The organism is Wenzhouxiangella sp. 15190, assembly GCF_003417465.1.
GTDB lineage: Bacteria > Pseudomonadota > Gammaproteobacteria > Xanthomonadales > Wenzhouxiangellaceae > Wenzhouxiangella.
Genome location: NZ_QVMV01000029.1, coordinates 1 through 26,348 on the forward strand (window position 1 = coordinate 1; position 26,348 = coordinate 26,348).

At 63.6% G+C, this 26,348-nt stretch carries 22 protein-coding genes, 1 tRNA gene and 1 pseudogene; 15 read left to right on the plus strand and 9 right to left on the minus strand.

Going from position 1 to position 26,348, the window contains the following annotated elements:
- The first annotated feature begins 490 nt into the window (after positions 1 to 490).
- Positions 491 to 1,117, plus strand: coding sequence for a class I SAM-dependent methyltransferase (locus DZK26_RS08335; protein WP_116897868.1), 627 nt, complete (start codon positions 491 to 493; stop codon positions 1,115 to 1,117).
- Here the strand turns inward: DZK26_RS08335 and mgtE are convergent.
- Positions 1,088 to 2,443: a magnesium transporter gene (gene mgtE / locus DZK26_RS08340; protein ID WP_116897869.1), complete on the minus strand. Its 1,356-nt coding sequence runs from the start codon at positions 2,441 to 2,443 to the stop codon at positions 1,088 to 1,090. The genes DZK26_RS08335 and mgtE overlap by 30 nt on opposite strands.
- 224 nt (positions 2,444 to 2,667) lie before the next feature.
- Here mgtE and rpsF point away from each other — a divergent pair.
- The 9 genes and pseudogenes from rpsF to DZK26_RS08385 all read left to right on the plus strand — a co-directional run.
- Positions 2,668 to 3,093 (plus strand): annotated as a pseudogene (rpsF, locus tag DZK26_RS08345) (30S ribosomal protein S6); the annotation flags it as partial.
- Positions 3,094 to 3,228: 135 nt separating this feature from the next.
- Positions 3,229 to 3,453 (plus strand): 30S ribosomal protein S18, encoded by a 225-nt coding sequence (gene rpsR, locus DZK26_RS08350; protein WP_116897871.1) that lies wholly within the window; start codon positions 3,229 to 3,231, stop codon positions 3,451 to 3,453.
- Positions 3,454 to 3,470: 17 nt separating this feature from the next.
- Positions 3,471 to 3,926 carry a 50S ribosomal protein L9 gene (rplI, locus tag DZK26_RS08355; protein WP_116897872.1) on the plus strand — a complete coding sequence of 152 codons (456 nt, stop codon included), beginning with the start codon at positions 3,471 to 3,473 and terminating at the stop codon, positions 3,924 to 3,926.
- Between the two features lie 212 nt (positions 3,927 to 4,138).
- Positions 4,139 to 6,766, plus strand: coding sequence for a replicative DNA helicase (locus DZK26_RS08360; RefSeq protein WP_116897873.1), 2,628 nt, complete (start codon positions 4,139 to 4,141; stop codon positions 6,764 to 6,766).
- Between the two features lie 21 nt (positions 6,767 to 6,787).
- A complete protein-coding gene (alr, locus tag DZK26_RS08365; protein ID WP_116897874.1) occupies positions 6,788 to 7,897 on the plus strand; it encodes an alanine racemase in 1,110 nt (369 codons plus the stop codon).
- Between the two features lie 28 nt (positions 7,898 to 7,925).
- Positions 7,926 to 9,269, plus strand: a complete 1,344-nt coding sequence (gene miaB, locus DZK26_RS08370) for a tRNA (N6-isopentenyl adenosine(37)-C2)-methylthiotransferase MiaB (RefSeq protein WP_116897875.1) — start codon at positions 7,926 to 7,928, stop codon at positions 9,267 to 9,269.
- Complete coding sequence (locus tag DZK26_RS08375; RefSeq protein ID WP_116897876.1) at positions 9,270 to 10,235, plus strand: PhoH family protein; 966 nt, start codon at positions 9,270 to 9,272, stop codon at positions 10,233 to 10,235. It abuts the gene before it with no gap.
- A complete protein-coding gene (gene ybeY / locus DZK26_RS08380) occupies positions 10,219 to 10,698 on the plus strand; it encodes an rRNA maturation RNase YbeY (protein ID WP_116897877.1) in 480 nt (159 codons plus the stop codon). The genes DZK26_RS08375 and ybeY overlap by 17 nt, the downstream gene beginning before the upstream one ends.
- A 32-nt stretch (positions 10,699 to 10,730) precedes the next feature.
- Positions 10,731 to 11,579, plus strand: a complete 849-nt coding sequence (locus DZK26_RS08385; RefSeq protein ID WP_116897878.1) for an HlyC/CorC family transporter — start codon at positions 10,731 to 10,733, stop codon at positions 11,577 to 11,579.
- Here DZK26_RS08385 and DZK26_RS08390 read toward each other — a convergent pair whose 3' ends face one another.
- On the minus strand, positions 11,580 to 12,782 hold the full coding sequence (locus DZK26_RS08390) for a bifunctional alpha/beta hydrolase/OsmC family protein (RefSeq protein WP_220337100.1): 1,203 nt from the start codon (positions 12,780 to 12,782) through the stop codon (positions 11,580 to 11,582).
- Positions 12,783 to 12,860: 78 nt separating this feature from the next.
- On the opposite strand from DZK26_RS08390, the gene DZK26_RS08395 reads away from it, so the two are divergent.
- Positions 12,861 to 14,036 carry a DUF4105 domain-containing protein gene (locus tag DZK26_RS08395; protein WP_181918345.1) on the plus strand — a complete coding sequence of 392 codons (1,176 nt, stop codon included), beginning with the start codon at positions 12,861 to 12,863 and terminating at the stop codon, positions 14,034 to 14,036.
- Here the strand turns inward: DZK26_RS08395 and cydC are convergent.
- The 7 genes from cydC to hemA form a co-directional block, all read right to left on the minus strand.
- On the minus strand, positions 14,012 to 15,655 hold the full coding sequence (cydC, locus tag DZK26_RS08400) for a thiol reductant ABC exporter subunit CydC (RefSeq protein ID WP_116897881.1): 1,644 nt from the start codon (positions 15,653 to 15,655) through the stop codon (positions 14,012 to 14,014). The two genes, DZK26_RS08395 and cydC, sit on opposite strands and share 25 nt — an antisense overlap.
- The gene (gene cydD, locus DZK26_RS08405; RefSeq protein ID WP_147306634.1) at positions 15,652 to 17,340 is read right to left on the minus strand and encodes a thiol reductant ABC exporter subunit CydD; all 1,689 of its coding nucleotides are present in this window, start codon (positions 17,338 to 17,340) and stop codon (positions 15,652 to 15,654) included. Before cydD ends, cydC begins: the two co-directional genes overlap by 4 nt.
- A 22-nt stretch (positions 17,341 to 17,362) precedes the next feature.
- Positions 17,363 to 18,370: a cytochrome d ubiquinol oxidase subunit II gene (gene cydB / locus DZK26_RS08410; protein WP_116897883.1), complete on the minus strand. Its 1,008-nt coding sequence runs from the start codon at positions 18,368 to 18,370 to the stop codon at positions 17,363 to 17,365.
- Positions 18,371 to 18,374: 4 nt separating this feature from the next.
- Entirely contained in the window at positions 18,375 to 19,784 is a 1,410-nt protein-coding gene (locus tag DZK26_RS08415) for a cytochrome ubiquinol oxidase subunit I (protein WP_116897884.1), read from the minus strand.
- 110 nt (positions 19,785 to 19,894) lie between these two features.
- Positions 19,895 to 20,302: a secondary thiamine-phosphate synthase enzyme YjbQ gene (locus DZK26_RS08420; protein WP_116897885.1), complete on the minus strand. Its 408-nt coding sequence runs from the start codon at positions 20,300 to 20,302 to the stop codon at positions 19,895 to 19,897.
- Positions 20,303 to 20,308: 6 nt separating this feature from the next.
- Positions 20,309 to 21,400, minus strand: coding sequence for a peptide chain release factor 1 (gene prfA, locus DZK26_RS08425; RefSeq protein ID WP_116897886.1), 1,092 nt, complete (start codon positions 21,398 to 21,400; stop codon positions 20,309 to 20,311).
- Positions 21,397 to 22,653 (minus strand): glutamyl-tRNA reductase, encoded by a 1,257-nt coding sequence (gene hemA / locus DZK26_RS08430; RefSeq protein WP_181918346.1) that lies wholly within the window; start codon positions 22,651 to 22,653, stop codon positions 21,397 to 21,399. Before hemA ends, prfA begins: the two co-directional genes overlap by 4 nt.
- 13 nt (positions 22,654 to 22,666) lie before the next feature.
- On the opposite strand from hemA, the gene DZK26_RS08435 reads away from it, so the two are divergent.
- The 4 genes from DZK26_RS08435 to DZK26_RS08450 all read left to right on the plus strand — a co-directional run bounded on the left by DZK26_RS08435 (position 22,667) and on the right by DZK26_RS08450 (position 26,157).
- Positions 22,667 to 24,400: a tetratricopeptide repeat protein gene (locus tag DZK26_RS08435; protein ID WP_181918347.1), complete on the plus strand. Its 1,734-nt coding sequence runs from the start codon at positions 22,667 to 22,669 to the stop codon at positions 24,398 to 24,400.
- Positions 24,397 to 25,008 (plus strand): lipoprotein insertase outer membrane protein LolB, encoded by a 612-nt coding sequence (lolB, locus tag DZK26_RS08440; RefSeq protein WP_116897888.1) that lies wholly within the window; start codon positions 24,397 to 24,399, stop codon positions 25,006 to 25,008. Before DZK26_RS08435 ends, lolB begins: the two co-directional genes overlap by 4 nt.
- A 97-nt stretch (positions 25,009 to 25,105) precedes the next feature.
- Positions 25,106 to 25,182 (plus strand) — tRNA-Gln (locus DZK26_RS08445).
- 39 nt (positions 25,183 to 25,221) lie between these two features.
- Positions 25,222 to 26,157: a ribose-phosphate diphosphokinase gene (locus DZK26_RS08450; RefSeq protein WP_116897889.1), complete on the plus strand. Its 936-nt coding sequence runs from the start codon at positions 25,222 to 25,224 to the stop codon at positions 26,155 to 26,157.
- Positions 26,158 to 26,348 lie beyond the last annotated feature (191 nt).

Here is a 26,348-nt window from a genome sequence, read left to right on the forward strand (position 1 = left end):
TCCCTTAGCAGGGGAGCGCCTTCAGCCACTCGGCCACCTCTCCGTAAACCTGATTGTATCCGCCGCACTCATGCGGCATCTCCCGGATTGTCGACCCGGGCGGTCCTGCCGGACCGCGAGAGGTCGGGATGGACTGCGCGCCTTTCGGCGCTTGCCCTCCGCTTCGCTCCGGGTAGCTCCGCCGACTTCGTCGGCTGCGCATCGAACTCGCTGGCGCTCGGTTCGAACCCTCGATGGAGCTACAAACCCCATACTCCCTTAGCAGGGGAGCGCCTTCAGCCACTCGGCCACCTCTCCGGAAAACTGATTTTCAGGCCCGCCCGGCGTGAGCCGGGGAGCAAGGGCGAGCATTGTACCGCATGCGTTTTGGCGATGCTCGCCGCCCGAGGCGCGAAAGGATAGCGGCAATTGCTTTTGCGGTAAACCCCGGCGATACCGAAATTTCGCGATAGAATGATTAGCTGATCTGCTGACTATCCAAGGAGCTTTCGTGGAAGGCAACGGCAAAGCGCCACCCAAGCGCTCGACGCGCAGCATCGATTTCTTTCGGGGCTTCCTGCGCAGCCCCGAGCAGGTGGGATCGATCATTCCGAGTTCTCGCTTTCTGGAACGCCGCATCATCAATACTTCCGGAGTGGCCTCGGCCAGAACCGTGGTCGAACTGGGGCCGGGCACCGGCGGCACCACGCGCGCCATTCTGGCCGCCATGCCGGAGGATGCGCGTCTTTTGACCATCGAGCTCGATCCGCAGTTTTCGTCCATTCTCGAGGCGATCGGCGACCCCCGCCTGATTCCGCACACCGGCAGCGCGGCTGACCTGGCCGATATCCTGGCCGAGCACGGCCTGGGCGCGCCGGACGTCGTGATTTCGGGTATCCCGTTTTCGACCATGCCGCGCGAGATCGGGTTGGCGATCATCGCCGCCGTCCGCGACAACCTGGCGCCGGGTGGTCGATTCGTCGCCTACCAGTTCCGCGGGGCCGTGGGGCGCATGGGCAAGGAAGTCATGGGCGAGCCCGAGGTGGAGATGGAGATACTCAATATCCCGCCCATGCGTTTTTATACCTGGCAGGTAGACGGTGCGAGTTCAGAGGCCGAGCACCGCACTGGCGATTGAGAAGTAGATCAGGATGCCGCCCACGTCGGCCACCGATGTGATCAGCGGTGTGCTTGCGGTGGCGGGGTCCAGTTTGAGGCGCTGCAGAAGAAACGGCAGCAGCACGCCGATCATGCCGCCCATGACCACCACCGCGAGCATGGCCAGGCCGACGATCAGCGCCAGCTCGAGGCCGATATCCGACCCGCCGCGCCAGGCGCCGATACTGGCGACCGCGGCCGCCATGGTCAAACCCAGCATTACGGCAACCGACAGTTCCTTGCCCCACATTTTCAGCCAATCCGTGGCCGCCACGTCGCCGGTGGCCAGCGCGCGGACCATGAGCGTGGCCGATTGGCTGCCGGCGTTACCGCTGCCGGCGATGATCATGGGCAGGAAAAAGACCAGGCCGATGACGGCCTCGATTGACGGCTGGTACAGGGCAATGGCCAGGCCGCTGAACAGGTTGACGACGATCAGGATCATCAGCCACCCGATACGTTTGCGGTACAGAAAGACCGGGCTGGCCTCACGCATCGACACGTTGAGGCGGCTGCTGCCGCCGAACTTGTGGAAGTCCTCGGTGATTTCGGCCTCGGCCACGTCCATGATGTCGTCGACCGTGACGATCCCGAGTAGCACGCCGCTTCGGTCGGTCACCGGCAGGGTGCTGATGTCGTAGTGCTGGATGGTCTGAACCGCCTGTTCGCGGTCGGCGTCCGCCTCGATCCGGATCACGTCTTCGTCCATCAGCGCTTCGACGTGCGCGTCCTGCTTCGTGAGAATGAAATCCTTTAGCCGGATGGCATCGAGCAGCTTGCCCCGCTCGTCGGTGACGAACACGAAGTTGACGGTTTCCCCGCGATGGGCTTCGTGGCGGATGTGGTCGAGGGCACGGGTCACGGTCCACTCGGGTCGCACGGAGACGTACCGTGTCGTCATCAGTCGCCCGACCGATTCTTCCGGATAACCGAGCAACTTCAATGACTGCTTGAGATCCTCCGGGCCGAGCAGCTTGAGAACGCCTTCGAGCTCCTGCGGTGCCAGGCTTTCCAGGAAGGCGGTACGGTCGTCGGGTACCAGCTCTTGCAGGATGCGGCGGGCCTGGTCTGGCTCGAGGTCGCTGATGACTTCCTGCTGTAGCCCGTGGCTGAGATAGGAAAAGGCGTCGGCGCGTCGTTCATCGGGCAGGGTATCGAGCACCTGCAGGCGGCCTTCCCGCCCCATCTGCGACAAGGCCCTGGCGATGTCCTGAACGGCCGTTTCCTCGAGCCGTTGTTCAAGTTCCTCTTTCCGGCCCGAATTCTGGAGGATGAGCAGTTCGTCGATGACGCCTTTTTCGGTCATGCGCAGAGGGCCTCCCGCTGGCTGTGGATTTGGCGGTAGCAGATCGCTCCGTCAAGAAGGCAGGGCAACGGTGCTATTGCCCGAAGCCCGACCCGCGGTATACAATACCCGGCTTGTCCAGAATTGGGCAATCCCTTGCTCCACGGCGGCTGTTTACCGGCCTGGCCGGGGGCTTTGCAGGCCGGGGCCGGACCCCGGACTTGGAAATCCACGAGGAGTCGACAATGCGACATTATGAAATCGTTCTCCTGGTCCATCCGGACCAGAGCGAACAGGTGCCCGGTATGCTCGAACGCTACCGCAGCCTGGTCGAGGAAAAAGGTGGCACTGTCCACCGCAGCGAAGACTGGGGCCGCCTGCAGTTGGCCTACACCATCGCCAAGCTGCACAAGGCGCACTACCTGATGGTCAACATCGAGTGCGACGGCGAAACCCTGTCCGAGCTCGAAAGCATCTTCAAGTTCAACGACGCCATCCTGCGTCATCTCATCGTCCGCAAGGACAAGGCCGAGACCGAACCTTCGGTGATGCTCAAGCGCAAGGAAAGCAAGGACGAGCGCGAAAGCGCCCGTCGCGAGCGCCCGGACGATAGCGACAATCGGGGTGAAGACGAATCCGAAACTGTTTCCGACACGGATTCCGCGGAAGATTCGGGCGACGACGCCGCAGAAGATTCGGGTGTTGCCGCGGAGGATTCTCCGAGCGGCGAGTCGGACGATGAACCGGAAACCGAGTCGCCCGATGACGCGGACGACGACGACAAGCACAAGGCGGAGGGCTGACCCATGGCGCGATTCATGAGAAGACGCAAGTTTTGCCGTTTCACGGTCGAAGGTATCGAGGAAGTCGACTACAAGGACGTGGAACTGCTCAAGGACTTCATTGGCGAAACCGGCAAGATCGTCCCGAGCCGCATTACCGGCACCAAGGCGCGCTACCAGCGTCAACTGGGCACCGCGATCAAGCGGGCCCGTTACCTGGCCCTGCTGCCGTATACCGACAACCACTGATCGCTTGAGGTGACGTCATGAAGCTGATTCTGCTTGAAAACATCTACAACCTCGGCGAGCTGGGCGACACGGTTACCGTGAAAGCCGGTTACGGCCGCAACTTCCTGCTCCCGCGCGGCCTCGCCGTGCCGGCGACGAAGGACAACGTCGAGAAGTTCGAGGCCCGCCGCGAGGAACTGCAGCGCCAGGCCGACGAACGCGAGGCGGCTGCCGAGGCCCGCAAGGAAGCCATCGACGCGCTAGAGGATGTGCGCTTCGAAGTGCCGGTCAGTCCGGAAGGCCGCTTGTACGGCTCGATCAATCCGCACGAAATTGCCGGCAAGCTCACGGAAATGGGTTACCCCGTGGAGAAGTCCGAGGTCGACATGCCCGAAGGACCGATCCGCGAGCCCGGCGAGTTCGTCGTCGGCCTGATTCTGCACGCCGACGTGCAGACCGAGCTGAAGATTACGGTCGCCGCCGCCGAGAGCTGATGGCCGGTACCCGGTCGAAGCGGTCGGGTACGGTTTCTCAGGGAAACCACCGAAGACGCCGATTCCGATGGCTCTCGCCGCTTTCGGGCTGTTGGTCGAATCGGTGGTTTTCTCATTTCTGACAATCGGCCACGGACGGTTGGCCACGCACGCCGAATCGGGTCTATACTGATCGGCCCTTCGCCCACCATTCGTTCCGGTTCATAGAAACAGTGGCAGAACCCCGACTTTCCACACTCAGCAACGTCAAGGCGCCGCCGAACTCCAACGAGGCGGAACAGTCCTTGCTGGGTGCCCTCATGTTGGGGCCGGACGTTTGGGACCGGGTCGCCGACCAGGTCGATGAAGTCGATTTCTACCGCGAGAACCATCGCCTGATCTTCCGCGCCATCTCCGAACTGGCGCAGGAGGGGCAGCCCTGCGATGCCGTAACGGTGACCGAGTGGTTTTCGCGCCACGACAAGCTCGACAAGGTCGATTCCGGCGCCTATCTGACGATGCTGGCCAACGAAACGCCGGGGCCGGCGAATGCCGCCGGCTATGCGCAGATCGTGCGCGAGAAGTCGATCCTGCGCCAGCTGATCGAGATCGGTACCCAGATTGCCGACAACGCGCTGCAGACCGCCGGCCGTAATTCCAAGGAGGTGCTGGAAGAGGCCGAGCAGCGGATCTACGCGATCGCCGACCAGGGCGCGCACCGGGCTTCCGGCTACGTCAGTGTTCGCGACGTGATGGCCGACGCCATGGACCTGCTGAATGAACTGCAGCAGAACGAGGGCGATCTCACGGGGGTGCCGACAGGCTTTAACGAACTCGACAAGCGCACATCCGGCCTGCAGGACACCGACCTGATCATCGTCGCCGGTCGTCCCTCGATGGGCAAGACCTCCTTTGCCATGAACATCGCCGAACGGGCGGCCATCCGCCACAAGGTGCCGGTCGCCGTATTCTCGATGGAAATGTCCGATACCCAGCTGGTCATGCGGCTGTTTTCGTCCCTGGGCCAGATCAATCAGGAGCGCCTGCGCACGGGCCGGCTCGAAGGTCAGGACTGGGTCAATCTGCGCTCGGCCATGACCCTGCTCAAGGGGGCCAACATCTTCATCGACCAGACACCGTCGCTTACGCCCACTGATCTGCGCGCCCGAGCGCGACGGATGAAGCGCGAACATGACATCGGGCTGATTCTGGTCGACTATCTTCAGTTGATGAAGGTGCCCGGTAATGCCGAAAATAGAACAAACGAAATCAGTGAGATATCGCGTAGTCTTAAAGCGCTTGCCAAGGAGTTGAGCGTGCCGGTGATCGCGCTCTCGCAGCTCAACCGCGCCCTCGAGCAGCGCCCGGACAAGCGCCCCAAGATGGCGGACCTCCGTGAATGCGTCACTGGCGAAACACGCGTGCTGCTGACCGATGGTCGGCCGGTCCCGGTTTCCGAACTGGTTGATTCCAAGCCGCAGGTCTGGTCGGTTAATGCCGAAGGCCAGCTGGATGACGCTGAAACCGACCAAGTCTGGTCGGTCGGAACTCGGCCGGTTGTCAAGGTGTCCTTGGCCAGTGGCCGAACTATACGCTGCACGGTTGATCATCGTCTGCGTGCGCTGTGGGACTGGAAATGTGCCGGTGATCTTGAACCGGGCGACCGGCTGGCTGTGGCCCGATATCTGCCGGAACCGGCCCGTCCGATACGCTGGCACGACCACGAGATTCGCTTACTGGCCCATCTCGTCGGAGACGGCAGCTACGTGAAAGGTCAGCCGATGCGTTACACCACGGCCTGTGAGGAAAACAGCCGGGTCGTGACCGAAGCCGCCAGTGCCATGGGATCGACGGTTAGACGGTGCCCGGGGCATGGCAACTGGCATCAACTAGTCATTAGCGGCAATGGTAATCGCTGGCATCCGCGCGGCGTCGGTAAATGGCTGAAGGATCTGGGGGTGTTTGGCCAGCGATCGCATAACAAGCGATTGCCTTCCGAGCTTTTTACTCTGGCCAACAAACAGCTGGCGCTGTTTATACAACACCTGTGGGCAACAGACGGCAGCATCACAAGGGCGGCCAGCGGCAGGGTGCGCATCTATTTTTCCACGGCTAGTCGCCATCTGATCGGTGATGTAGCCTTACTGCTTCTCCGCTTCGGTATTGTCGGCAGAATTCGTCATGTCAAGCGGGGCGACACGGAAGGCTGGTATACGCTAGATATTTCGGGCACCGCCGAGCAGAAGACATTTCTGGATCGAATCGGAGTGTTTGGCAGGCAGGCAATCTGCGCCGAGACTATCCGGCAGCAGCTCGAGCGTATGAATGACAATACCAATGTCGATACTTGGCCGGCTGAAGTCTTCGACTACATACGCGGCCAAATGGCCCGACAGGGCATTTCGCACCGCCAGATGGCGCGCAGCCGAGGCACGGCGTATGGTGGAAGCGCTCAGTTCAGTTTTTCGCCCTCGCGAGACACACTTTTAAGCTATGCCGAAATCCTCAACGATGACCGCTTGCGTGCGCTTTGCGAAGGTGCCCTCTTCTGGGACCGGGTGGTGTGTGTGGAACCAGACGGAGAAGAGGAAGTCTTCGATCTGACCGTCCCAGGCAATGCCTGCTGGTTGGCTGATGGCATCATCAGTCACAACTCCGGCGCCATCGAGCAGGATGCCGACCTGATCCTGTTCATCTACCGCGACGAAGTCTACAACGAGGATTCGCCGGACAAGGGCAAGGCCGAGATCATCATCGGCAAGCATCGCAACGGCGCCACCGGCAAGCTCGATCTGGCCTTCCAGGGTGAATTCGTGCGTTTCCGCGATTTCACCCCGGACTTCTACGGTCAGGACGGCTAAGCCCGCCTATTATTCGCCCGCATGGCCCGCAACACCATCGCCCATATCGATCCGAGCGCGATCGCCCACAACCTCGGTCGCGTGCGCCAGTACGCGCCTGACAGCCGCATCATGGCGGTGGTCAAGGCCGACGCTTACGGCCATCGCATCGACCTGTGCCTGCCGGCCCTCGAGCAGGCCGACATGCTGGCGGTGGCCACCATCGAGGAGGCCCGTGCCATCCGCCGGCTGGGCAATGGGCTTCCGGTCCTGTTGCTCGAGGGCGTCAGCGATTACGGGGATCTGGCGGTTGCCGCCGATCTCGGCCTGGAGCTGACCATTCATCATCCACACCAGCTCGAGGCGCTCGAGCGTTTCGGTCGCTCACCGGCCCGCCGACTCTGGCTGAAGATCGACACCGGCATGCACCGGCTCGGCGTGCCGATTGATGCGGCCGCGGACATGCACCGGCGCCTGCTGGCGATTCCCGGTGTCGAGCAAGTCAACGTCATGAGTCACCTGGCCTGTGCCGAAACGCCCGATCACCCGCTCAATGCCCTGCAACTCGAGCGCTTTCATCGCGCTACCGAAGGCCTGGAAGGGGAACGCTGCCTGGCCAATTCCGCCGGACTGATTAACTTGCCCGAGACCCGCCTCGACTGGGTACGCGCCGGCCTGGTGCTCTATGGCATTTCACCCCTGCCGGGACGGTCGGGTCCGGACCTGGGGCTGGAGCCGGCGATGACGCTGAGTGCCGAACTGATGGCCGTCAACCGCGTGGCTGCCGGCGAGAGCATCGGCTACGGGGCGCGTTTCACGGCTGATCGCGAGATGTGTGTGGGCGTGGCCAGCATCGGTTACGGCGACGGCTATCCGCGCAGCATGGCCGACGGCGCGCCGGTGCTCGTCGACGGTCAGGTCTGCCGGATGTGCGGGCGTGTGTCCATGGACATGATCACCATCGATCTCGCGCCCTGTCCCGATGCGCGGGTCGGCGACGAAGTCGTGTTGTGGGGACAGGGCCTGCCGATCGAGACGCTCGCCGAGGCCGCCGACACCATTTCCTACGAGCTGGTGTGCCGGATCACCCGACGGGTACGTTTCCGGAGTCACTCAGTGGTCGGCAGTGCCGGCCTTCGTGCGGTAAAATGACGGGTTCTTTCAAAACCTTGAGTAATTGATGGCGGGCAAGCTCTACATACAGACACACGGTTGCCAGATGAACGAGTATGACTCGGAGAAAATGGCCGACGTACTCGCGCACTCGCATGGGCTGGCGTTGACCGACAGCCCCGAAGAGGCCGACGTCATCCTGATCAACACCTGCTCGATTCGTGAAAAGGCCCAGGAGAAGGTCTTCTCGCAGCTGGGCCGCTGGCGGCCGCTCAAGGAATCCCGCCCCGACGTGGTCATCGGCGTGGCCGGTTGCGTGGCCAGCCAGGAGGGCGAGAACATCGTCAAGCGCTCACCGTTCGTGGACATGGTCTTCGGGCCGCAGACCATTCACCGTCTGCCTGCCATGCTCGACAGCGTACGTGAGGGCAGCAAGCCGGCCATCGACATTTCCTTTCCCGAAATCGAGAAGTTCGATCACCTGCCCAGCCCCGGCAAGCAGGGCGGCAGCGCCTTCGTGTCGATCATGGAAGGCTGCTCCAAGTACTGCTCCTTCTGCGTGGTGCCCTATACCCGCGGGGAGGAGGTCAGCCGGCCGCTCGACGATGTCGTCGCCGAAGTGGCCGAACTGGCTGCACAGGGCGTGGTCGAGATCAACCTGCTCGGGCAGAACGTCAACGCCTACCGCGGCCCCATGCACGACGGCGGCACCGCCGACCTGGCGTTGCTGATCCGCTACATCGACCATATCGAGGGCATCGAGCGCATCCGTTTCACCACCTCGCATCCGGTGGAGTTTTCCGACAGCCTGATCGAGGCTTTTGCCGATGTGCCCAAGCTGGCCAACTACCTGCACCTGCCGGTGCAGTCCGGCTCCGATCGCGTGCTGTCGCTGATGAAGCGCGGTCACACCATTCTCGAATACAAGCAGAAGATGCGTCGCCTGCGCGAGGTGCGCCCCGATATCGCGCTGAGTTCGGATTTCATCGTTGGCTTTCCCGGCGAGACCGAGCGTGATTTCCAGCAGACGCTCGATCTGGTCAAGGACCTGGAATTCGATCAGAGCTTCAGCTTCATCTATTCGGCCCGACCGGGAACGCCGGCGGCCTCGTTCCCCGACAACGTGATCCTCGAGGAGAAGAAGGGCCGCCTCAAGCGTCTGCAGGACCAGCTGAACCACCAGGCCCGCGCCTATGCCGAGGCCATGGTGGGCACGCGTGAGCGTGTCGTGGTCGAGGGTGCCAGCCGCAAGCAGGCCAACGAACTGGCCGGACGCACCGAGAACAACCGGGTGGTCAATTTTCCCGGGCCGCCCGAACTGGTCGGCCGCATGGTCGACGTCGTCATCACCGAGGCCATGGCCAACTCGCTGCGCGGCCGGCTGGATCATACGCAGGAAGCAGTCGCCTAGATGTCAGCCGCTCCGGAAACGGCCGTCACGCTCGAGCTCGAGCCGGTCGACAACGAACGCCTGGCCAATCTCTGCGGCCACCTCGACGAACACATCAACCTGATCGAAAAGAGGCTGGGCGTGGCGATTGCCGCGCGCGGCAATTTGTTCAGCATCGAGGGCGAGCCCGACGCGGTCGGGTCTGCACGGCGCGTTTTGCAGCAACTCTATCGCCAGTCCGAAGGCGAGATCCTGAGTCCGGCGACGGTCAATCTGCATCTTCAGCAGTCCGGACTCGATGAGCCCGAAAACGACGAGGTCGAGGCTGGTATTCGCACCCGCCGCGGCATGATTCGCGGGCGTGGGCCCAACCAGAAACGCTACCTCAAGCGCATCAGCGAGAGCGACGTCAATTTCGGCGTCGGGCCGGCCGGCACCGGCAAGACGTTCCTGGCCGTGGCCTGTGCCGTCGATGCCCTGGAGTCCGATCGCGTGCAACGCATCGTCCTCGTGCGCCCGGCGGTCGAGGCCGGCGAGCGCCTGGGCTTTCTGCCGGGCGATCTGGCGCAGAAGGTCGATCCCTACCTCCGGCCGCTGCACGACGCGCTCTACGAGATGCTCGGCTTCGAGAAAGCCGCGCGATTGACCGAGCGCAATGTCATCGAGGTCGCGCCGCTGGCCTACATGCGCGGGCGCACGCTCAACGACGCCTTCGTGATCCTCGACGAGGCACAGAACACGACTTCCGAGCAGATGAAGATGTTTCTCACGCGCATCGGTTTCGGCTCCAGGGCGGTGATTACCGGTGACCTCACCCAGATCGACCTGCCGCCGAAGGTCAACTCCGGCCTGCGCCAGGCGATTGCCCTGCTCAAGGAAGTCGAAGGCGTGAGTACGACCTTCTTCGATGCCCGCGACGTGGTGCGTCATCCGATCGTGCGCCGCATCGTCGAGGCCTACGAGCGCGCCGATGAACGTGATCAGTGACGTGGCCGCCACCGGCCTGTCCATCCAGCGCGAATGCGAGTCGGACTCTCTGCCCGACGACGAGGACATACGCCGTATTGCGGCGGTGGCGCTGGCCGATCTCGACGAGCCCGTGCTGAACCTGCGTATCGTCGACGAGGCCGAGGGACGTGAACTTAACAGACGCTGGCGCGGACGGGATCGTGCCACCAATGTACTCAGTTTTCCGGCCGAGCTGCCCGAGGGCGTCGGCATCAATCTTCTCGGCGATATCGTGCTGTGCGCACCGGTCCTCGAGCGCGAGGCCGCGGAGCAGGGCAAGTCGGCTCGCGCGCATTTCGCCCATCTGCTGATCCACGGCATCTTGCATCTGAGAGGCTTCGACCACATGTCAGCCGAACAGGCCGAGGTCATGGAGTCCCGGGAAATCCGGCTCCTGGCCGATCTGGGTGTTGGCGACCCGTACTTGAGCGATTACAACTGAGATATCGTGATTTAGGCGGTATCCTCTCCAATATGAACGACGAATCCACCGACAGTTCGAACGACAGTAGCAGCGCCGGCTCTCGCGGCTGGCTGGAAAAACTCGGACGCGCCTTCGGCAGCGAACCCAAAAGTCGGGAAGACCTGCTCGAACTGCTGCGCGCTGTCAGCGAGCAGGGTCTGATCGAGCCCGATACCCTCGCCATGCTGGAAGGCGCGCTCGAAGTCGACGAGCTTCAGGTGCGCGACGTGATGATCCCGCGTTCGCACATGGTCGTGATTCCCGACGGAACGCCGCTCGACGAGATTCTGCCGATCATCATCGAGTCGGGCCATTCCCGATTCCCGGTCGTAGGCGAGGACCGCGATCAGGTCAAGGGTATCCTCCTGGCCAAGGATTTACTCAAGCTGGTCGCCAACGGCGACGGCCTGAGCCTGGAGGACCTGGTCAGAACGCCGGTCATCATCCCCGAGTCGAAGCGCCTGAATGTCCTGCTGAGGGAGTTCCGCGTCAGCAAGAACCACATGGCGATCGTGGTCGATGAGTACGGCGGGGTTTCAGGCCTGATCACCATCGAGGACGTGCTCGAGGAAATCGTCGGCGACATCGACGACGAACACGACGCCGATGCCGTTCAGGATATTCAGAAGCTGGAGGAGGGCAAGTACCTCGTCCAGGCGCTGACGGCCATCGACGATTTCAACGAATCGTTCGACAGTGATTTCAGCGATGACGAGTACGACACGATCGGCGGCCTCGTGGTGGCCGAATTCGGCCGCCTGCCCGAAGCCGGCGAGTCGGTCACAATCGACGGCTTGACCTTCGTGGTGACCAGCGCCGACGATCGCCGGCTTCAAGCCATGGAAGTCATGACGGATTGATCAGAGGCTCCCTAGTTTCGAAGTCACCTCGATTTCGGACTCGAGGGTGCGGTGGACCGGGCAGCGGTCAGCGATTTCGAGCATGCGCTGGCGCTGATCGACATCGATGTCGCCCTCGATCGTGATTTCCCGCTCGAGCCGGTCGACCTTGCCACTCGTCGTCTCGCAGTGCTCGCAGTCTTCAGCATGAATCCTGCTGTGTCTCACCCGACAACTGACGCGCTCGACCGGCCACTTCTTGTGGCGTGCGTACATGTTGAGCGTCATCACCGTACAGGCACCCAGGGCCGACGCCAGGTATTGGTAGGGATCGGGTCCGTGGTCATTGCCGCCATTGGCCTGCGGCTCGTCCGCGATCAGGGCGTGACTGCCCGCCTGTAGCCGGCATAGAAAGCCGTCGGCCGTTCGGCCGCGCACCAGCACGCCTTCTTCCGCTTCCGGCTTGTCGATCTCGAGAAAGCGGCCGGCCCAGGCGGCGATGACCCTTGCGGCATATTTTGCGTCTTCGGTTCGGCTGAGGAGGTGATCGGCATGGTCGAGACTGACGAAACTCTTGGGATGCCTGGCGGCGGCGAAGATGCGCTGGGCATGCTCGATGTAGACGGTCCGGTCGACCGGTGAATGAAGCACCAGCAGCGCGCGCTTGAGGCGCGCCAGGCGCTCGTCGAGATCATGGGAGCGTGCATCCTCGACGAAGTCGCGGCGGATGCGGAAGGATCGGCCGGCCAGGTCCACCTCGGCGCTGCCGGATTCGGCGATCTCGTCGAGATGCTCGTCGAAGTGCTTGAGCACGTTGGTCGGGCTCGAGGGCGCGGCGATCGTGGCGATGGCCTGTACGCTGTCGAGGCGTTCGGCGACGGCCAGCACGGCCGCGCCGCCGAGCGAGTGGCCCACCAGGAGCTGCGGGGGCTCGAGTTCTTCGCCGAGATACTCGGCGGCATCCTCGAGATCGTCGAGATTGCTGGAGAAGGTGGTATCGGCGAAGTCGCCTTCGCTTTCGCCCAGGCCGGTAAAGTCGAAGCGCAAAACGGCAATGTCGGCATCCGCCAGGGCACGGGTGATCTCGCGCGCCGCCCGGATATCCCGGCCGCAGGTAAAGCAGTGGGCGAATACCGCCGTGGCGCGGTAGTGGCCTCCGGGGGGTAATTCCAGGGTGCCCGTCAGGGTAACGCCGTCGCGATTGTCGAACTGGATTCGGGACATTTCCTGAACCATATGTGGTGAGGTTGTGCAGCAGTATGGGGCACAATGTCGCTTTGCACGATACGGATTATCCGAGGGATGAAGGAAATGATCGCGGCCCGGCTGCGGCTGCTTGTCATGCTCGTGATCGGCATCCAGGCGCTGCCGGCCGTTGCCCAGGAAGCCTGGCTGGTGACCTACGGGCCGGGCCAGGAAGTATGGGAGCGCTTCGGCCACAATGCGATCTGGCTGCGCGATGCCGAACTGGGTCTCGATCACGTCTACAGCTTCGGCTACTTCGAGATGGACCGCCCGGGCTTCTATACGGATTTTGCCCGCGGCATCATGAAGTATTTCGGTTCGGCGTCCTCCCCGGAAGATGAATTCGCGTTCTATCGGATGCGCGATCGTTCCATTCGCATTCAGAAACTCGATCTCGATCCCGGACAGATTCGTGAACTGCACGGACTGCTGCACGAGAACGTCTTCCCGATTCCGCAGTATTACGACTACGACTACTTCTTCGCCAATTGCTCGACCTGGCTGCGGGACCTGATCGACCGGGTCGTGGACGGCCAGGTTAAAACGCAGCTCGAATCCACACCCGCGAGACTCAATTTCCGCGATCACATCCGCCGCTACAACGAAAGCCGGCTCGAACTCCACGCCGGCCTGATGCTGCTGCTCGGCCCGATGGTCGATCGCCCGCGTACAGCCTGGGAGGAGGGTTTCGTTCCGGAGGCGCTGGCCGACTGGATGGCGACGGTCACGATCGACGGTGAGCCGTTGGTCGGCGAGACCGAAACACTTTACGAGTCGCGCCACCACAACATCCCGGACGAGCCGGTCCTGCAGTGGTGGTCCTACGGCCTGGTTTCCCTGCTGGCGGCCTTGATGGTGGCCGTCGCGTTACGATTCGAGCCGGGTTTCTGGTCCCTGCTGCCGTGGCGGATTGCCGTTCTCGCGACCGGCCTGGGCGGCATCGTGGTTTTATTGATGTGGTTCGGCAGCGGCCACGAGGTCATCGACGGCAATCGGGTGGTGCTCTTGCTCAATCCCGTGTGGCTGCTGATGCTGTTGCCGCTGCCCCGGCCCGCACGGGCCGTGCTGTGGTGGTTGCTCGCGGCCGCTGCCGCTGCCGGCGCCATCCTGTTGGCCTGGCCGGGCAGCCCGCAGTACCGGCCGGAAGTCGTCTTCGGCCTGGTGCCGCTTCTGGCGGCCATGCTGTGGGTCGCCCGGGTGTCTTCTGCCTACAGGCGCAATACCCGGTCGTAGCGCGGCAGCAGTTCCGGTTCGTGGCTGATCATCACGACGGTGCGAGACTCGATCCAGCGCTCCAGGCCCGATGCCAGGCTGCCGGCTGTGGTCCGGTCCAGTCCGGTCGTGGGTTCGTCGAGGATCACGACCGGCGGGTCGACGAGCATCAGGCGGGCCAGTCCGATACGCCGCAGTTCACCGCCGGACAGGCTGGCGCCCCCCTCGTCCAGCCAGGTTTCGAGCCCCTTCTCCAGGCTGGCCAGCCATTGGCCCAGGCCGGCATCGTCCAGGGCCTTCGCCATCGCGGCTTCGTCGGCATCGGGGGCGGCCACGCGCAGGTTGGCGGCCAGTGTGTCGCCGAACAGGGTTGGCTGCTGCGGGAGATAGCCGATGCGGCGCCTGAGCGCGTCGGCGTCGATGTCGCGCAAATCCAGCCCATCCAGCCGGATGACGCCCGAATCCGGATCGATCTGGCGCATCAACAAGAGCGCCAGGGTGGTCTTGCCGCTGCCGCTGACTCCCGTGACCAGCAGGCGTTCGCCCCGGCCGAGCTCGAGGTTCAGGTGTTCGATCAGCGGTTGCGGACTGTCCGGCCAGGCGAAGTGAAGCGCTTCGACTGAAAGTTCGCCGCCGTCGGCCGGGGGCAGCGCGTTGCCGGAATGTGCCAGCAAGGGCTTTCGCTCGGCCAGTTCCGCAACGCGCTCGGCGGCCAGGCGGGTGCGGGTCATCTGGCGCCAGGCGGAGGGCAGGGCCTGCCAGACCTCGATCAGGCCGAGTGTGACGATCACGGCCATAACCGCCACCGGACCCGAAAACTGCTCCCCGGAGAATCCGGTGAGCGAGATCAGCAACACCCCCCACACGCCGAGAAAGCCGGCCAGGTCGACCAGGCCGCGGCCGGCGGCGTCGATCCGGTCGAGGGTCAACTGATGATCGATCTGCCGGGTGGACAGACGCTCGAGCGCCCGGCGATGATCCGGGACACGCCGTTCGGCCACGAGGGACTTGAGCCCTTCCAGGCTGTCGGTGCACCGGCGTCGCAATGCCGGCTCCGACAAGGCACGGGCCCGGCCGGGTGCGCGACCGATCCGGCCCGCCGACAGGGTGATGATCGCGCCCGTCAGGCCAACGCCCGCGATCACCAGCGCGGCCATGGGGGAGACGAGCAGCAGCAGCGTGGCGGCCACGCCAAGCGTTGTCAGCGCGGCCGTCACGATGGGGCCGACCACGCCCGAATAGAGATGGTCGAGCGCCTCGACATCGCGCGTGAATCGGTCCAGGGTCTCGCCTCGCCGTAGCCGCCGCAACTGAAGCTCGTCGAGTTTCAGCAGTCGCTCCAGCAGGCTCACGCGCAAGGAGGCGAGCAGGCCGAGCGTGGCTTGATGCGTGGCCATGCGCTCGCCGTAGCGCGCCACGGTTCGGGTGATGGCGGCCAGCCGGATACCGCCGCCGGGCGTGAAGATGTCGACAGCGGCGATCATTCCGAGCCCCGCCATCGCACTGGCCGTGATCAGCCAGCCCGAAAGGCCGAGCAGCACCAGCGCGGCGGCACTCGAGGCCAGCATCAGGGTGATACCCAGCAGCAGCCAGGGCCACTGCCGTCGCCAGGTCGCGGCGATCAATCGGTTCAGCTTCATCGCCCAACCTCCTCGAGACGCCCGCTTTCCAGCTCGAATATCCGATCGGCCCAGGCTTCGGCCTGCGGATCGTGGCTGGCGCAGATTACGGTCGGGCCGCGTTCCCTCGACAATGCGCCGAGCGTCGTCCAGAGCGACTCGGCGGTGTCGGCGTCGAGACTGGCGGTCGGCTCGTCGAGCAACACCAGAGGCCGCGGCCGCAGCATGGCGCGGGCCAGCAGAATGCGGCGCGCCTGTCCGCCGGACAAACCCTCGCCGGAGGCGCGGATCGTCGTCGCCGTGCCCCGGGGCAGGGTCGCGATCCAGTCGGTCAGGCCGGCGGCCTCGATGGCTGATCCCAACGCTGCTTCGCCCGCTCCCGGCATAGACAACCGTATGTTGTCAGCCAGGCTGCCATCGAACAGGCCGCCGCTTTGTCCCATCCAGGCACGCAGCCGCGAGAGGTCCTGCGAGTCGATGCGCTGCAATTCGATACCGTCGATTCGGATACGGCCCGAGTCGGGCACGAGAAAGCCGCCGATGAGGTCGAGCAGGGTCGACTTGCCGCCGCCGCTGGGGCCGCGTAGCAGCACGCGTTGGCCGGGCTGGATATCGAGTTCGATATCGGTCAGCACCGCGCCGCGCCCCGGACGCTCCAGGATCAGGCCGTCGATCTCGATTCGGCAGGCCGTGCCGGGCGTGATTGCCACGGGATCAAGCGGTTCCGGTCGGGCCGGGGGCGCTTCCAGCACGGCGCGGATGGAACCCGCCGCTGCCAGTCCGTCGGCGCGGTCGTGCCAGGCCTGGGAGAGCTGTCTGAGTGGCTGGAAGAATTCGGGTGCCAGCAGCAGCACAAAAAGGCCGCTATGCAGGGTCAGCGCCGGGGCGGGGCCGAACTGGATGTAGCCGAGCAGGCCGAGTCCGACGTAGATCGCCACCGCGGCGATGGCCACGGCACTGAAGAACTCGAGCACCGCCGTCGACAGGAAGGCCAGGCGCAGGACCGCCAGGGTGCGGCGGCGAAAATCATCAATCAAGGCACTCAACCGGCCGAGTTCGTGCGTTTCGCTGCCGAAGCGCCGGATGGTGTCGAGGCCGCGCAAGCGGTCGAGAAACACCCCGCCCAGGCGGGCAAGTTCGCGTTGCTGGTCGCGGCTGGCCTGTTCTGCCCCCCAGCCGACCAGGATCATGAACAGCGGGATCAGCGGTGCGGCCAGGGCGAGGAACGTGCCGGCCAGCCAGTCCTGCCAAAGGACCGCCATCAGCAAGACCGGGACGGTCACCCCGGCAGTGATCGTCTGCGGCACAAGGCGCCCGTACCAGCGCTCGAGCAGATCGACTTGTTCGACCAGCACGGTCGACAGGGCGCCGGCGCTGCGTCCGGCGACGAAGGTCGGGCCGGCATCGGCGATATGCTGGAACAGTCGCGGGCGCAACTGGCGTTGTATTCGGGCCGCGGCCCCCGAGGCGATCCAGCCTTTCATCGTCTCCGTCCCGGCTCGCGCGGCGAAAACGGGCAATAACAGCAAGAACGGCAGCGCCAGATCGCCGGGCGCACGTCCGTCGATCATGACGGCGTGCACAATCCCGGCCAGCAACCAGGCCTGCATCACGATGAGACCGGACTGGATCAGCGACAGCGTGATCAGGCCGGCGCGGAAGCCCGTCGGCTCCCGCGCCGCCAACCATTGGCTCTCGCTGCTCACGCCGTGGTCAAAGCCGGGGCGGTCAGTGCCCGGAGTAGCCTTCTCCCGGGCGGATCTTGCCCCGGAATACCCAGTAGGACCAGGCCGTATAGCCCAGGATGATGGGCAGCAGGAACAATACGCCCAACAACAGGAAGAGTTGGCTGCCAGGGTCGGAGGCGGCATCCCAGAAGGTATGCTCCGGCGGCACGGCGTAGGGCCACATCGACGCCAGCAGGCCGAAATAGAACAGCGCGAACAGGATCATCGAGCCGATAAACGGCGTGGCGTCCGAACGCTGCTTCAGTTTTTGCAGAACCCAGACGGCGGTAATGACGGTCAGGACCGGGAAGACCCAGAGTAGCGAGGCCTGCCCGAACCAGCGTTCACGCACGTGTTCGCTGGCCAGTGGGGTCCAGAGGCTGACGAGGATGAAGAAGCCCATCACCACCGCCAGCAACCATGGCGCCATGCGATAGGCCCAGTCGCGCGTGGCGCCCTCGGTCTTGAGGATGGCCCAGGTGACACCGAGCAGGGCGTAGCCGGCGACCACGCCCAGCCCGGTCATGACCGTGAACGGGGTGAGCCAGTCGAAGGCGCCGCCGACATAGGAAAAGCCCTCGACCTCGAAGCCCTGAATGTAGGCGCCCACGACCGCCCCCTGGGCGAAGGCGGCAACGGTCGATCCGATCGAAAAGGAGCGATCCCACCAGTGACGCGAGTCGCGGGCCTTGAACCGGAACTCGAACGCCACGCCCCGAAAGATCAAACCGGCCAGCAACAGGAATACGCCGATGTAGAGCGCGGGCAGAAAGACCGAGTAGATCATCGGGAAGGCGGCCAGCAGGCCGGCACCGCCGAGGATCAGCCAGGTCTCGTTGCCGTCCCAGACCGGGGCGACCGAGTTCATCAGGTCGTCCCGCGCTTCATCGCTGGGGGCGAAGGGGAAAAGAATGCCGACACCGAGGTCGAAGCCGTCCATGAGGATATACATGAACACGCTGATGCCGATGATGACGATCCAGATCAGGGTCAGGTCGAACAGTTCCATAATCTCAGCTCCTTCCTTCGGCAGCAGGTTTGTCCGAGCTGTCGCCTACGGCTGACCAGGGTCGCTTGGCGTGAGCCGATTTCATTTCGCCCTGGTCCGCTTTGGATGGCGGCCCCGTCAGGATGACCCGCCGCAGGTAGGTGATGCCGGCGGTAAAGACGGTTGCATAGACGGCGATATAGCCGATCAGGGTCGCCAGCACCATCCCGCCGCTCAGTGAGGGCGTGACGGCTTCGCTGGCGCGCATGAGCCCGTAGATGATCCAGGGCTGGCGTCCGACTTCGGTCACGAACCAGCCGGCCAGAACGGCCACGAAGGGCAGGGGAATCATCCAGTTGATGACGCGCAGAAGCCGCGGCGAGTGCTCCAGGCGCCCGCGCAGGATCTGAATGGCGCCGAGAATCGATACGCCGATGAAGATCAAGCCAACGGCGACCATCACGCGGAAACTCCAGAAGACGATACCCACCGGCGGTCGGTCCTCGGCCGGCACTGACTTGAGGCCCTGGACCTCGCCGTCGAGACTGTGGGTGAGGATCAGGCTGCCCAGGTTCGGAATGCCGATTTCGAAATGGTTCTTTTCAGCGTTGGAGTCGGGAATCGCGAACAGGATCAGCGGCGCGCCCTGCCTGGTTTCCCAGTGTCCTTCCATGGCCGCGACCTTGACGGGTTGCTCTTCGAGGGTATTGAGGCCGTGAAGGTCGCCGACGAACAATTGCAGGGGCGTGACGACGGCCAGCATCAGCAGGCTCATTTTCAGGGCCGTCAGGCTGCTTTCGCGATGCTGTCCCTTTAGCAGGTACCAGGCGCTGACGCCGGCGACCACGAAGCCGCCGGTGATGAACGAGGCCAGGCCCATGTGGGCGAATCGATAAGGCAGGGAGGCGTTGAAGATGGCCTCGCCCCAGGAGGTGACCTTCAGGACCCCGTCGACCATGTCCACCCCGGCGGGAGTCTGCATCCAGCTGTTGGCCGCCAGGATCCAGAAGCTGGAGATGAACGTGCCGACAGCGACCATGCAGGCGGCGAACAGGTGAACGCCCGGCGGCACCTTGTCGCGGCCGAACAGCAACACCCCGAGGAATGTGGCCTCGAGGAAAAAGGCGGTGACCACCTCGTAGCTCAATACCGGACCGAAGAAGTTGGCGGCCTGGTAGGAGAATGTGCTCCAGTTGGTGCCGAACTGGAAGGACATGACGATACCCGAGACCACGCCCATGCCGAAGACGAGCGCGAAAACGCGCGTCCAGAATTGCGACAGCTGAAGATAGACGGGGCGGTGAGTCCGAAAGAACAGACCTTCGAGAACCGCGATATAGGCTGCCAGGCCAATCGTGAAGACCGGGAAGATGGCGTGGAATGACACCACGAAGGCAAACTGGATTCTCGACAGCAGAACCGGGTCCAGATCCATCTCGTGTGCTCCTTTTACAGAAGATGCCTTGCATTATAAAATACTAATATAACGCGTGGGCAGTCGATTTATTGGTTCGATTGAACCTTAGTATGCGCCTCTAAGCCTAGCTAACGGATCGTGACGACAATGTGGCGGCGGTGGGGCTGATAGCGGTGCTCCCACAGGAAGATGCCCTGCCAGGTACCCAGCGCCAGCCGGCCGGCAGCAACGGGTATGGTGAGGTCGGTATGCGTGAGCGCCAGGCGCACGTGCGCGGCCATGTCGTCGGCGCCTTCGGCATCATGCCGAAAGCGCGCGTCGCCGTCGGGTACCAGGTCGGCGAAAAAGGTCTCGAGATCACGCTGGACGTCCGGGTCGGCGTTCTCGTTGATCAGCAGGGAGGCTGAAGTATGCTTGAGAAAGACGTGGCAAAGGCCGGTTTCGATGCCGCTGGCCGCCACTTCGCCGGCAACGCGGTCAGTAACATCAAGGGTGTCACGCCCGGCCGTTTCGATCGTTAGTTCGGATTGGTACATGCGCCTTTAGTGGGAATGCGCCGTCAGTTCAGCGAGCAATTCGGCCTGGTGGGACTCCACCAGCGGCTCGATGACGGCGTCGAGTTCCCCGTCGATGACCTTGTCCAGATCATACAGGGTCAGTCCGATGCGATGGTCGGTAACCCGGCCCTGCGGGAAATTGTAGGTGCGAATGCGTTCCGAACGGTCACCCGAACCGACCTGGAGCTTGCGTTCGGCGGCGCGCTCGTCCTTTTGCTGACGGACCCGGGCTTCGTGAAGGCGGGCGCTGAGCAGGCTCATGGCCCGGGCGCGGTTCTTGTGTTGCGAACGCTCGTCCTGGCACTCGACCACGATGCCGGTGGGCAGGTGGGTGATGCGGATGGCCGAGTCGGTGGTGTTGACATGCTGGCCGCCGGCGCCGGAGGAGCGGAAGGTATCGACGCGTAAATCGTTGGGATCGACGTCAATCGCTTCGACATCATCGACTTCGGGCAGGATCGCCACCGTGCAGGCCGAGGTGTGGATGCGGCCCTGCGATTCGGTCTCCGGCACGCGCTGGACGCGGTGCACGCCCGATTCGAACTTGAGCCTGGACCAGGCTCCCTTGCCGATGACGCGGGCGATGACTTCGCGGAAGCCCCCGGCCTCGTTTTCCTGGGCGGACATGATCTCGACCTTCCATCCGCACCGTTCGGCATAACGGGTGTACATGCGCAGCAGGTCGCCGGCGAACAGGCCCGCTTCCTGGCCGCCGGTGCCGGCACGGATCTCGAGAAACACGTTGCGTTCGTCGTTGGGATCGCGCGGCAGCAGCAGTTTCTGCAGTTTCCGTTCAAGCGCTTCGGTATCGGACTCCAGCGATTCAAGCTCCTCGCGCGCCATTTGCCGCACTTCCCCGTCACGGGCCTCGAGCAACTCCCGTGCTTCCCGGCTCGCCTGCTCGTTGTCGCGGAACTGCTGCCAGACCTGGATGAGCGGTTCGAGCTCGGCGTATTCGCGCGAGAGCTGTTCGAACTGGTGACGGTCGCCGATGATCTCGGGGCTGGCAAGCAGGTGTTCGAGTTCCTCGAAGCGCTCCCGGGCCTCGGCCAGCCGCTGGCGCATGCTTTCGTTCATGAGTCGTCGTCGTTGAAGTAGAAACGTGCCGCGGCGAGCAGGTCCTCGTCTCCCGCTTCGGCCGCCTGGCGCAGCTTGATGCTCGGCCCGTGCAGCAGGCGGTTGACCAGGCGGTGGGTCAGGCGGCGCATGACGTCTTCCGGATCGCCGCCTTTGTCGAGTTCCTGGCGAGCGCGTTCGAGCAATTCATCGCGTTCGCTGTGGGCGCGCTGCCGCAGGTACTTGAGCGTGCCCGACGTTGCCTGAAGCCGAAGCCAGCGTTCGAAGGTGGCCACCTCCGATTCGACAATGGCGTTGGCTTTCTGCAGCGATTTCTGGCGCTTCTGCTGGGCTGACTCGACGATGGCGCGCAAGTCGTCGATGGTATAGAGATACAGGTCGTCCAGGCTGGCGCAGTCAGCGCTGATGTTGCGCGGCACCGACAGATCGAGTGCGAACATCGGTTGCCGGCGGCGCTTGCGCAGGGCATCGCGAATCATCTGCCGATCGATGATGGTCCGGGGGCTGGCGGTGCAGGCGATGACCAGGTCGCTTTCGCCGAGCAGCTCTGGCAGTGCGTCCAGCGTGGCCGCCCGGCCGCCAAAGCGATCGGCCAGCTTGCCGGCACGATCCTCGCTACGGTTGGCGATGGTCAGGGTGTTCATGCCGCTGGCGTGAAAATGCGTGGCGCAGTCCTCGATCATGTCGCCGGCGCCGATGAGCAGCACGCGCAGTTCATCGAGGCCGCCGAAGATCTGCCGGGCCAGCCGCAGCGCGGCAAAGGGCAGCGTCACCGGATCGCGTCCGATGCCGGTTTCGCTGCGTACCCGCTTGGCCGCGGCGAAGGCATGCTGGAACATGCGATCGAGCCGGCTGTCGAGTGTATCGGCGGCCTGGGCAAGCTGCCAGGCCTGCTTGGCCTGGCCGGCAACCTGGGGTTCACCGATGATCATCGAGTCCATGCCGGAGATCACCTTGATGAGATGATAGATGCAGGCGGCGTGTTCGAGTTGATAGACGTGCTCGCGGAACTGGCTCGGCGCCAGGCCATGCCACTCGTGCAACCAATCCGTCAGGCTGCGCGTGATAGCCTGTTCGGACGATACATACAGTTCAGTTCGGTTGCAGGTGCTCAGGATGCTGCAGCCTTCCACGCCTGGCACCGCCGACAGCGAGGCAAGCGCCTCGGGCAGCGATTCAGCCGAGAACGCCAGCCGTTCCCGAATGCTGATCGGGGCGGTCTGGTGGCTGATTCCCAGGGTTAATAACGACATGCAGGACCAGTTGATGGACAAACGTACAATTTTCCTACCCGCAGCGCGGCAGATCAAGCAGACGCTGCTCGCCGGCGGCCTTTGCCTGTGGCTCGGCGCCTGCGCAACCAGCGGCCAGGGCGGTGACGATCCCGCAGGCACGCAAAACGAGCAGGCCGAGTCGGAAGCGATGCTCCACATCACGACGGCCGAACGCCTCGCGGACGTCGGCGAATACGAATCCGCCCTCGAGGAGTACCTCGCGGCCGCCCGGATTTCCAACGACCCTGAAATCGCCCGGATGGTAACTCGCCTCGCCGGACAACTCGAGAACTGGCCCGCGGCTGCTGCTGCCGCGGAACGCTGGCTGGAACTCGATGAAGATGCCGACTCGGCCCACCACGTACACATTATAGCCCGCATCAATCTGGGGCAGCCGGAAGAAGCTGTCGACGCGATGACTAACTGGCTCGATCGGGACAGTTCGGCCGAATCGGCACGCTGGTGGCGTCGAGCGGCCATGTTGCTGGCCGCGACGAGCGACGATGGCACGGCCCGGGAGGCATTCGAACAACTGGTCGACGAGCGCGGAGATATGGCACCGGCCGGGGAGGTCGCCCACGCCGAAAGCATCCTGCTTTGGCGTCAGGGGGAGCAGGCACTTGCGCTGGAGCGCTCGCGTCTGGCGGCCGAATCCAGCAGTGACGTCGAACACCTGGTCTGGGCCGCCCAGTTGGCCGCCGACACCGATGATCTCGAGCAAGCGCTCGACCTCTACGAAAGAGCCAGGGAACGCGATCCCGACGATGTTTCGCTTGCGTTGTCGCAAGCCGAGGTGTTGAGGCAACTCGAACGCGACGAACAAGCGCTGGACTTGCTGCGCTCCCTGTCGGCCGACAGCGAGGTTCTCTATACGCTGGGAATCTACCTGGCAAGGCTCGATCGGGACTCCGAAGCCGATGCCGTCTGGCAGCGCATGCGTGATCTGCCCGAAGCGGCCCAGCGCAGCGGGCACGCCTACCTGGTCGCGCAGTTCGCCGAACTGGTCGGGCGTGACGAGGCGGCGCTTGAATGGTACGAGCGTGTCGATGATCCCGCCCGCCAGGAAGAGTCGATGTTGCGCCGGGCCGCGATATTGGGCCGAATGGGTCGGGTCGAGGCCGGTCGTTCGATCCTGGCCGAGTTGCGAGAGCAGGGCGATGATGAGTTGGTGCTCGACACCTGGCTGATCGAGGCCGAAATGCTGCGCAGCAACGGTCGAGCTGCCGAAGCGGTCGAGCTTCTGGCCGAACCGCTGGCAGAGAACCGCGGAAGCACTGAACTTCTATACGCACGGGCGCTGAGCGCGGCCACGGCCGGTAATGTCGATCTTGCCGAACAGGATTTGCGCCGCATCATCCAGATGGACGGCGATAACGCCATGGCGCTCAATGCACTCGGCTACACCCTGACCGATCTCACCGACCGTCACCAGGAAGCCTATCGGCTGATCCAGCGCGCGCTTGAACTGGACCCCGAAGACCCGGCAACGCTCGATTCGATGGGCTGGGTTCTTTACCGGCTCGGCCGGGCCGAGGAAGCCGTCGATTATCTGCAACGGGCGCTCGAAGGCGATGAGAACCCGGAAATCATGGCTCACCTGATCGAAGTGCTCGACCATCTCGGGAAGGATGACGAAGCGGCTGAGCTGATCGAGCGGGCGTTGGCAGACTATCCTGACGACGACTATCTGCGCAATACCCTGGAAAGACTCGGCCGGCTGCCATGAGCCAACGAGTTGCGCCTGCTCCGCGGGCTGTCATCGCACTCGCTGCCTGTCTTGTGCTGGCCGCCTGCGCCACGCGTGAACCGCGTCCCGCCGGAGCCTGGCTCGATGAGCGCCAGGCCTGGTTCGATGCACACCCGCAATGGCAGATTTCGGGCCGGGTCAGTCTGAGCGACGGTCAACGGGGCGGTTCTCTCGGTTTCAACTGGGAAGCCGAGGGTGATGAGCACCGCATCCATCTGCGCACTTCCGCCGGCGGGCGCCAGTGGCGGCTGAGATTTTCGCCCAATGAAGCCGTGCTCGAGGGTAGCGAGGTTGAACGCCTGAGCGGTTACAGTCCCGATCCGCTGGTCGAGCAGGCGGTGGGCTGGCCCATCCCCGTTTACGCATTATCGTGGTGGATTCGCGGACTGGTGCCGCCGCGCGGTGGCGATGTCCGGTTCGCCGATGATGGGACCCTGGCGGGTATGACTGGCCCAGTCTGGACACTGGAGTACCAGCGCTTCAACCAGGTCGAAGGCCGGCTTCTTCCCACCCGCATGGAGGCCCGGTCAGACCGATACACGGTCCGTCTGGCCATTCGGGATTGGCAATTCGGGCCCTCTGAATAACGCTTCGGGGTCGAAGCGCGGTAAAAAATCGTTATAATGCCCGCCATCGCGATCGGCGCCTTAGACAGATTCGCGGGCTACTGAGTTTTCGTCTTGCAGGGACGTCGCCAAGTTGGTTAAGGCACGGGGTTTTGATCCCCGCATTCGCAGGTTCGAGTCCTGCCGTCCCTGCCATTTTCAAAACGGGGTATTGTCTTGAGTCATCCCTCGCTGATGGTATTCGCCGGGAACGCCAACCCGGAACTTGCCCAGGCCATCGCCGCAAATCTGGGTGTACCCATGGGCCGTGCCAACGTCGGGAGTTTCAGCGACGGCGAGGTCATGGTCGAGATCATGGAAAATGTTCGCGGTCGCGACATTTACCTGATTCAGCCGACCTGTCAGCCAACGGCCGAGAATTTCATGGAGCTGCTGGTGATGATCGATGCACTCAAGCGGGCTTCAGCCTATCGAGTGACCTCGATCATTCCCTATTTTGGCTATGCGCGTCAGGATCGTCGCCCGCGCTCCGCGCGCGTTCCCATCACGTCCAAGGTCGCCGCACGCATGATTTCCGTGGCCGGCACCGATCGGGTCGTGACGGTCGACTTGCACGCCGACCAGATTCAGGGCTTCTTCGACGTGCCCGTCGATAACGTCTACGCCTCGCCGCTGACCCTGGCCGATATCTGGAAGCATTACACCTCCGACGAGATTATCGTGGTCTCGCCCGATGTCGGCGGTGTGGTTCGCGCCCGTGCCATCGCCAAGCGCCTGGATTGCGAACTGGCGATTATCGACAAGCGTCGCCCGCGCGCCAATGAGGCGACGGTCATGAATCTCATCGGCGATGTCGATGGCAAGATCTGCGTACTCGTCGACGACATGATCGATACCGCCGGAACGCTGTGTTCGGCCGCCGGGGCGCTCAAGGACAAGGGTGCTCAGAAGGTCGTTGCCTATTGTGTCCACCCGGTGCTGTCGGGCAAGGCCGTCGACAACATCAACAATTCGCGCATCGACGAAATCGTGGTCACCGACACCATCCCCTTGAGCCAGGCCGCCCGTGACACCGGGCGCATCCGCCAGTTGTCGGTCGCCCAGATGCTGGCCGAAACCATCCGCCGAATGGCCGAAGGGGAGTCCGTCAGCTCCCTTTACGTCGATTGACACCCGCGGCGGACGACTATGCGTTTACTGAGTGTGAAGTGTTAAGTGTTAAGTGTTAAGGATCAATGAGATAGCGTTCTGCTGGCACCTAAACACGTAACACCTAACACGCACCACGTCAGCCGCAAGCCGCAAAACACAAAACTTGAACCTCTCGCCTAACGCCCGCCTCTTCACACTTCACACTTCAC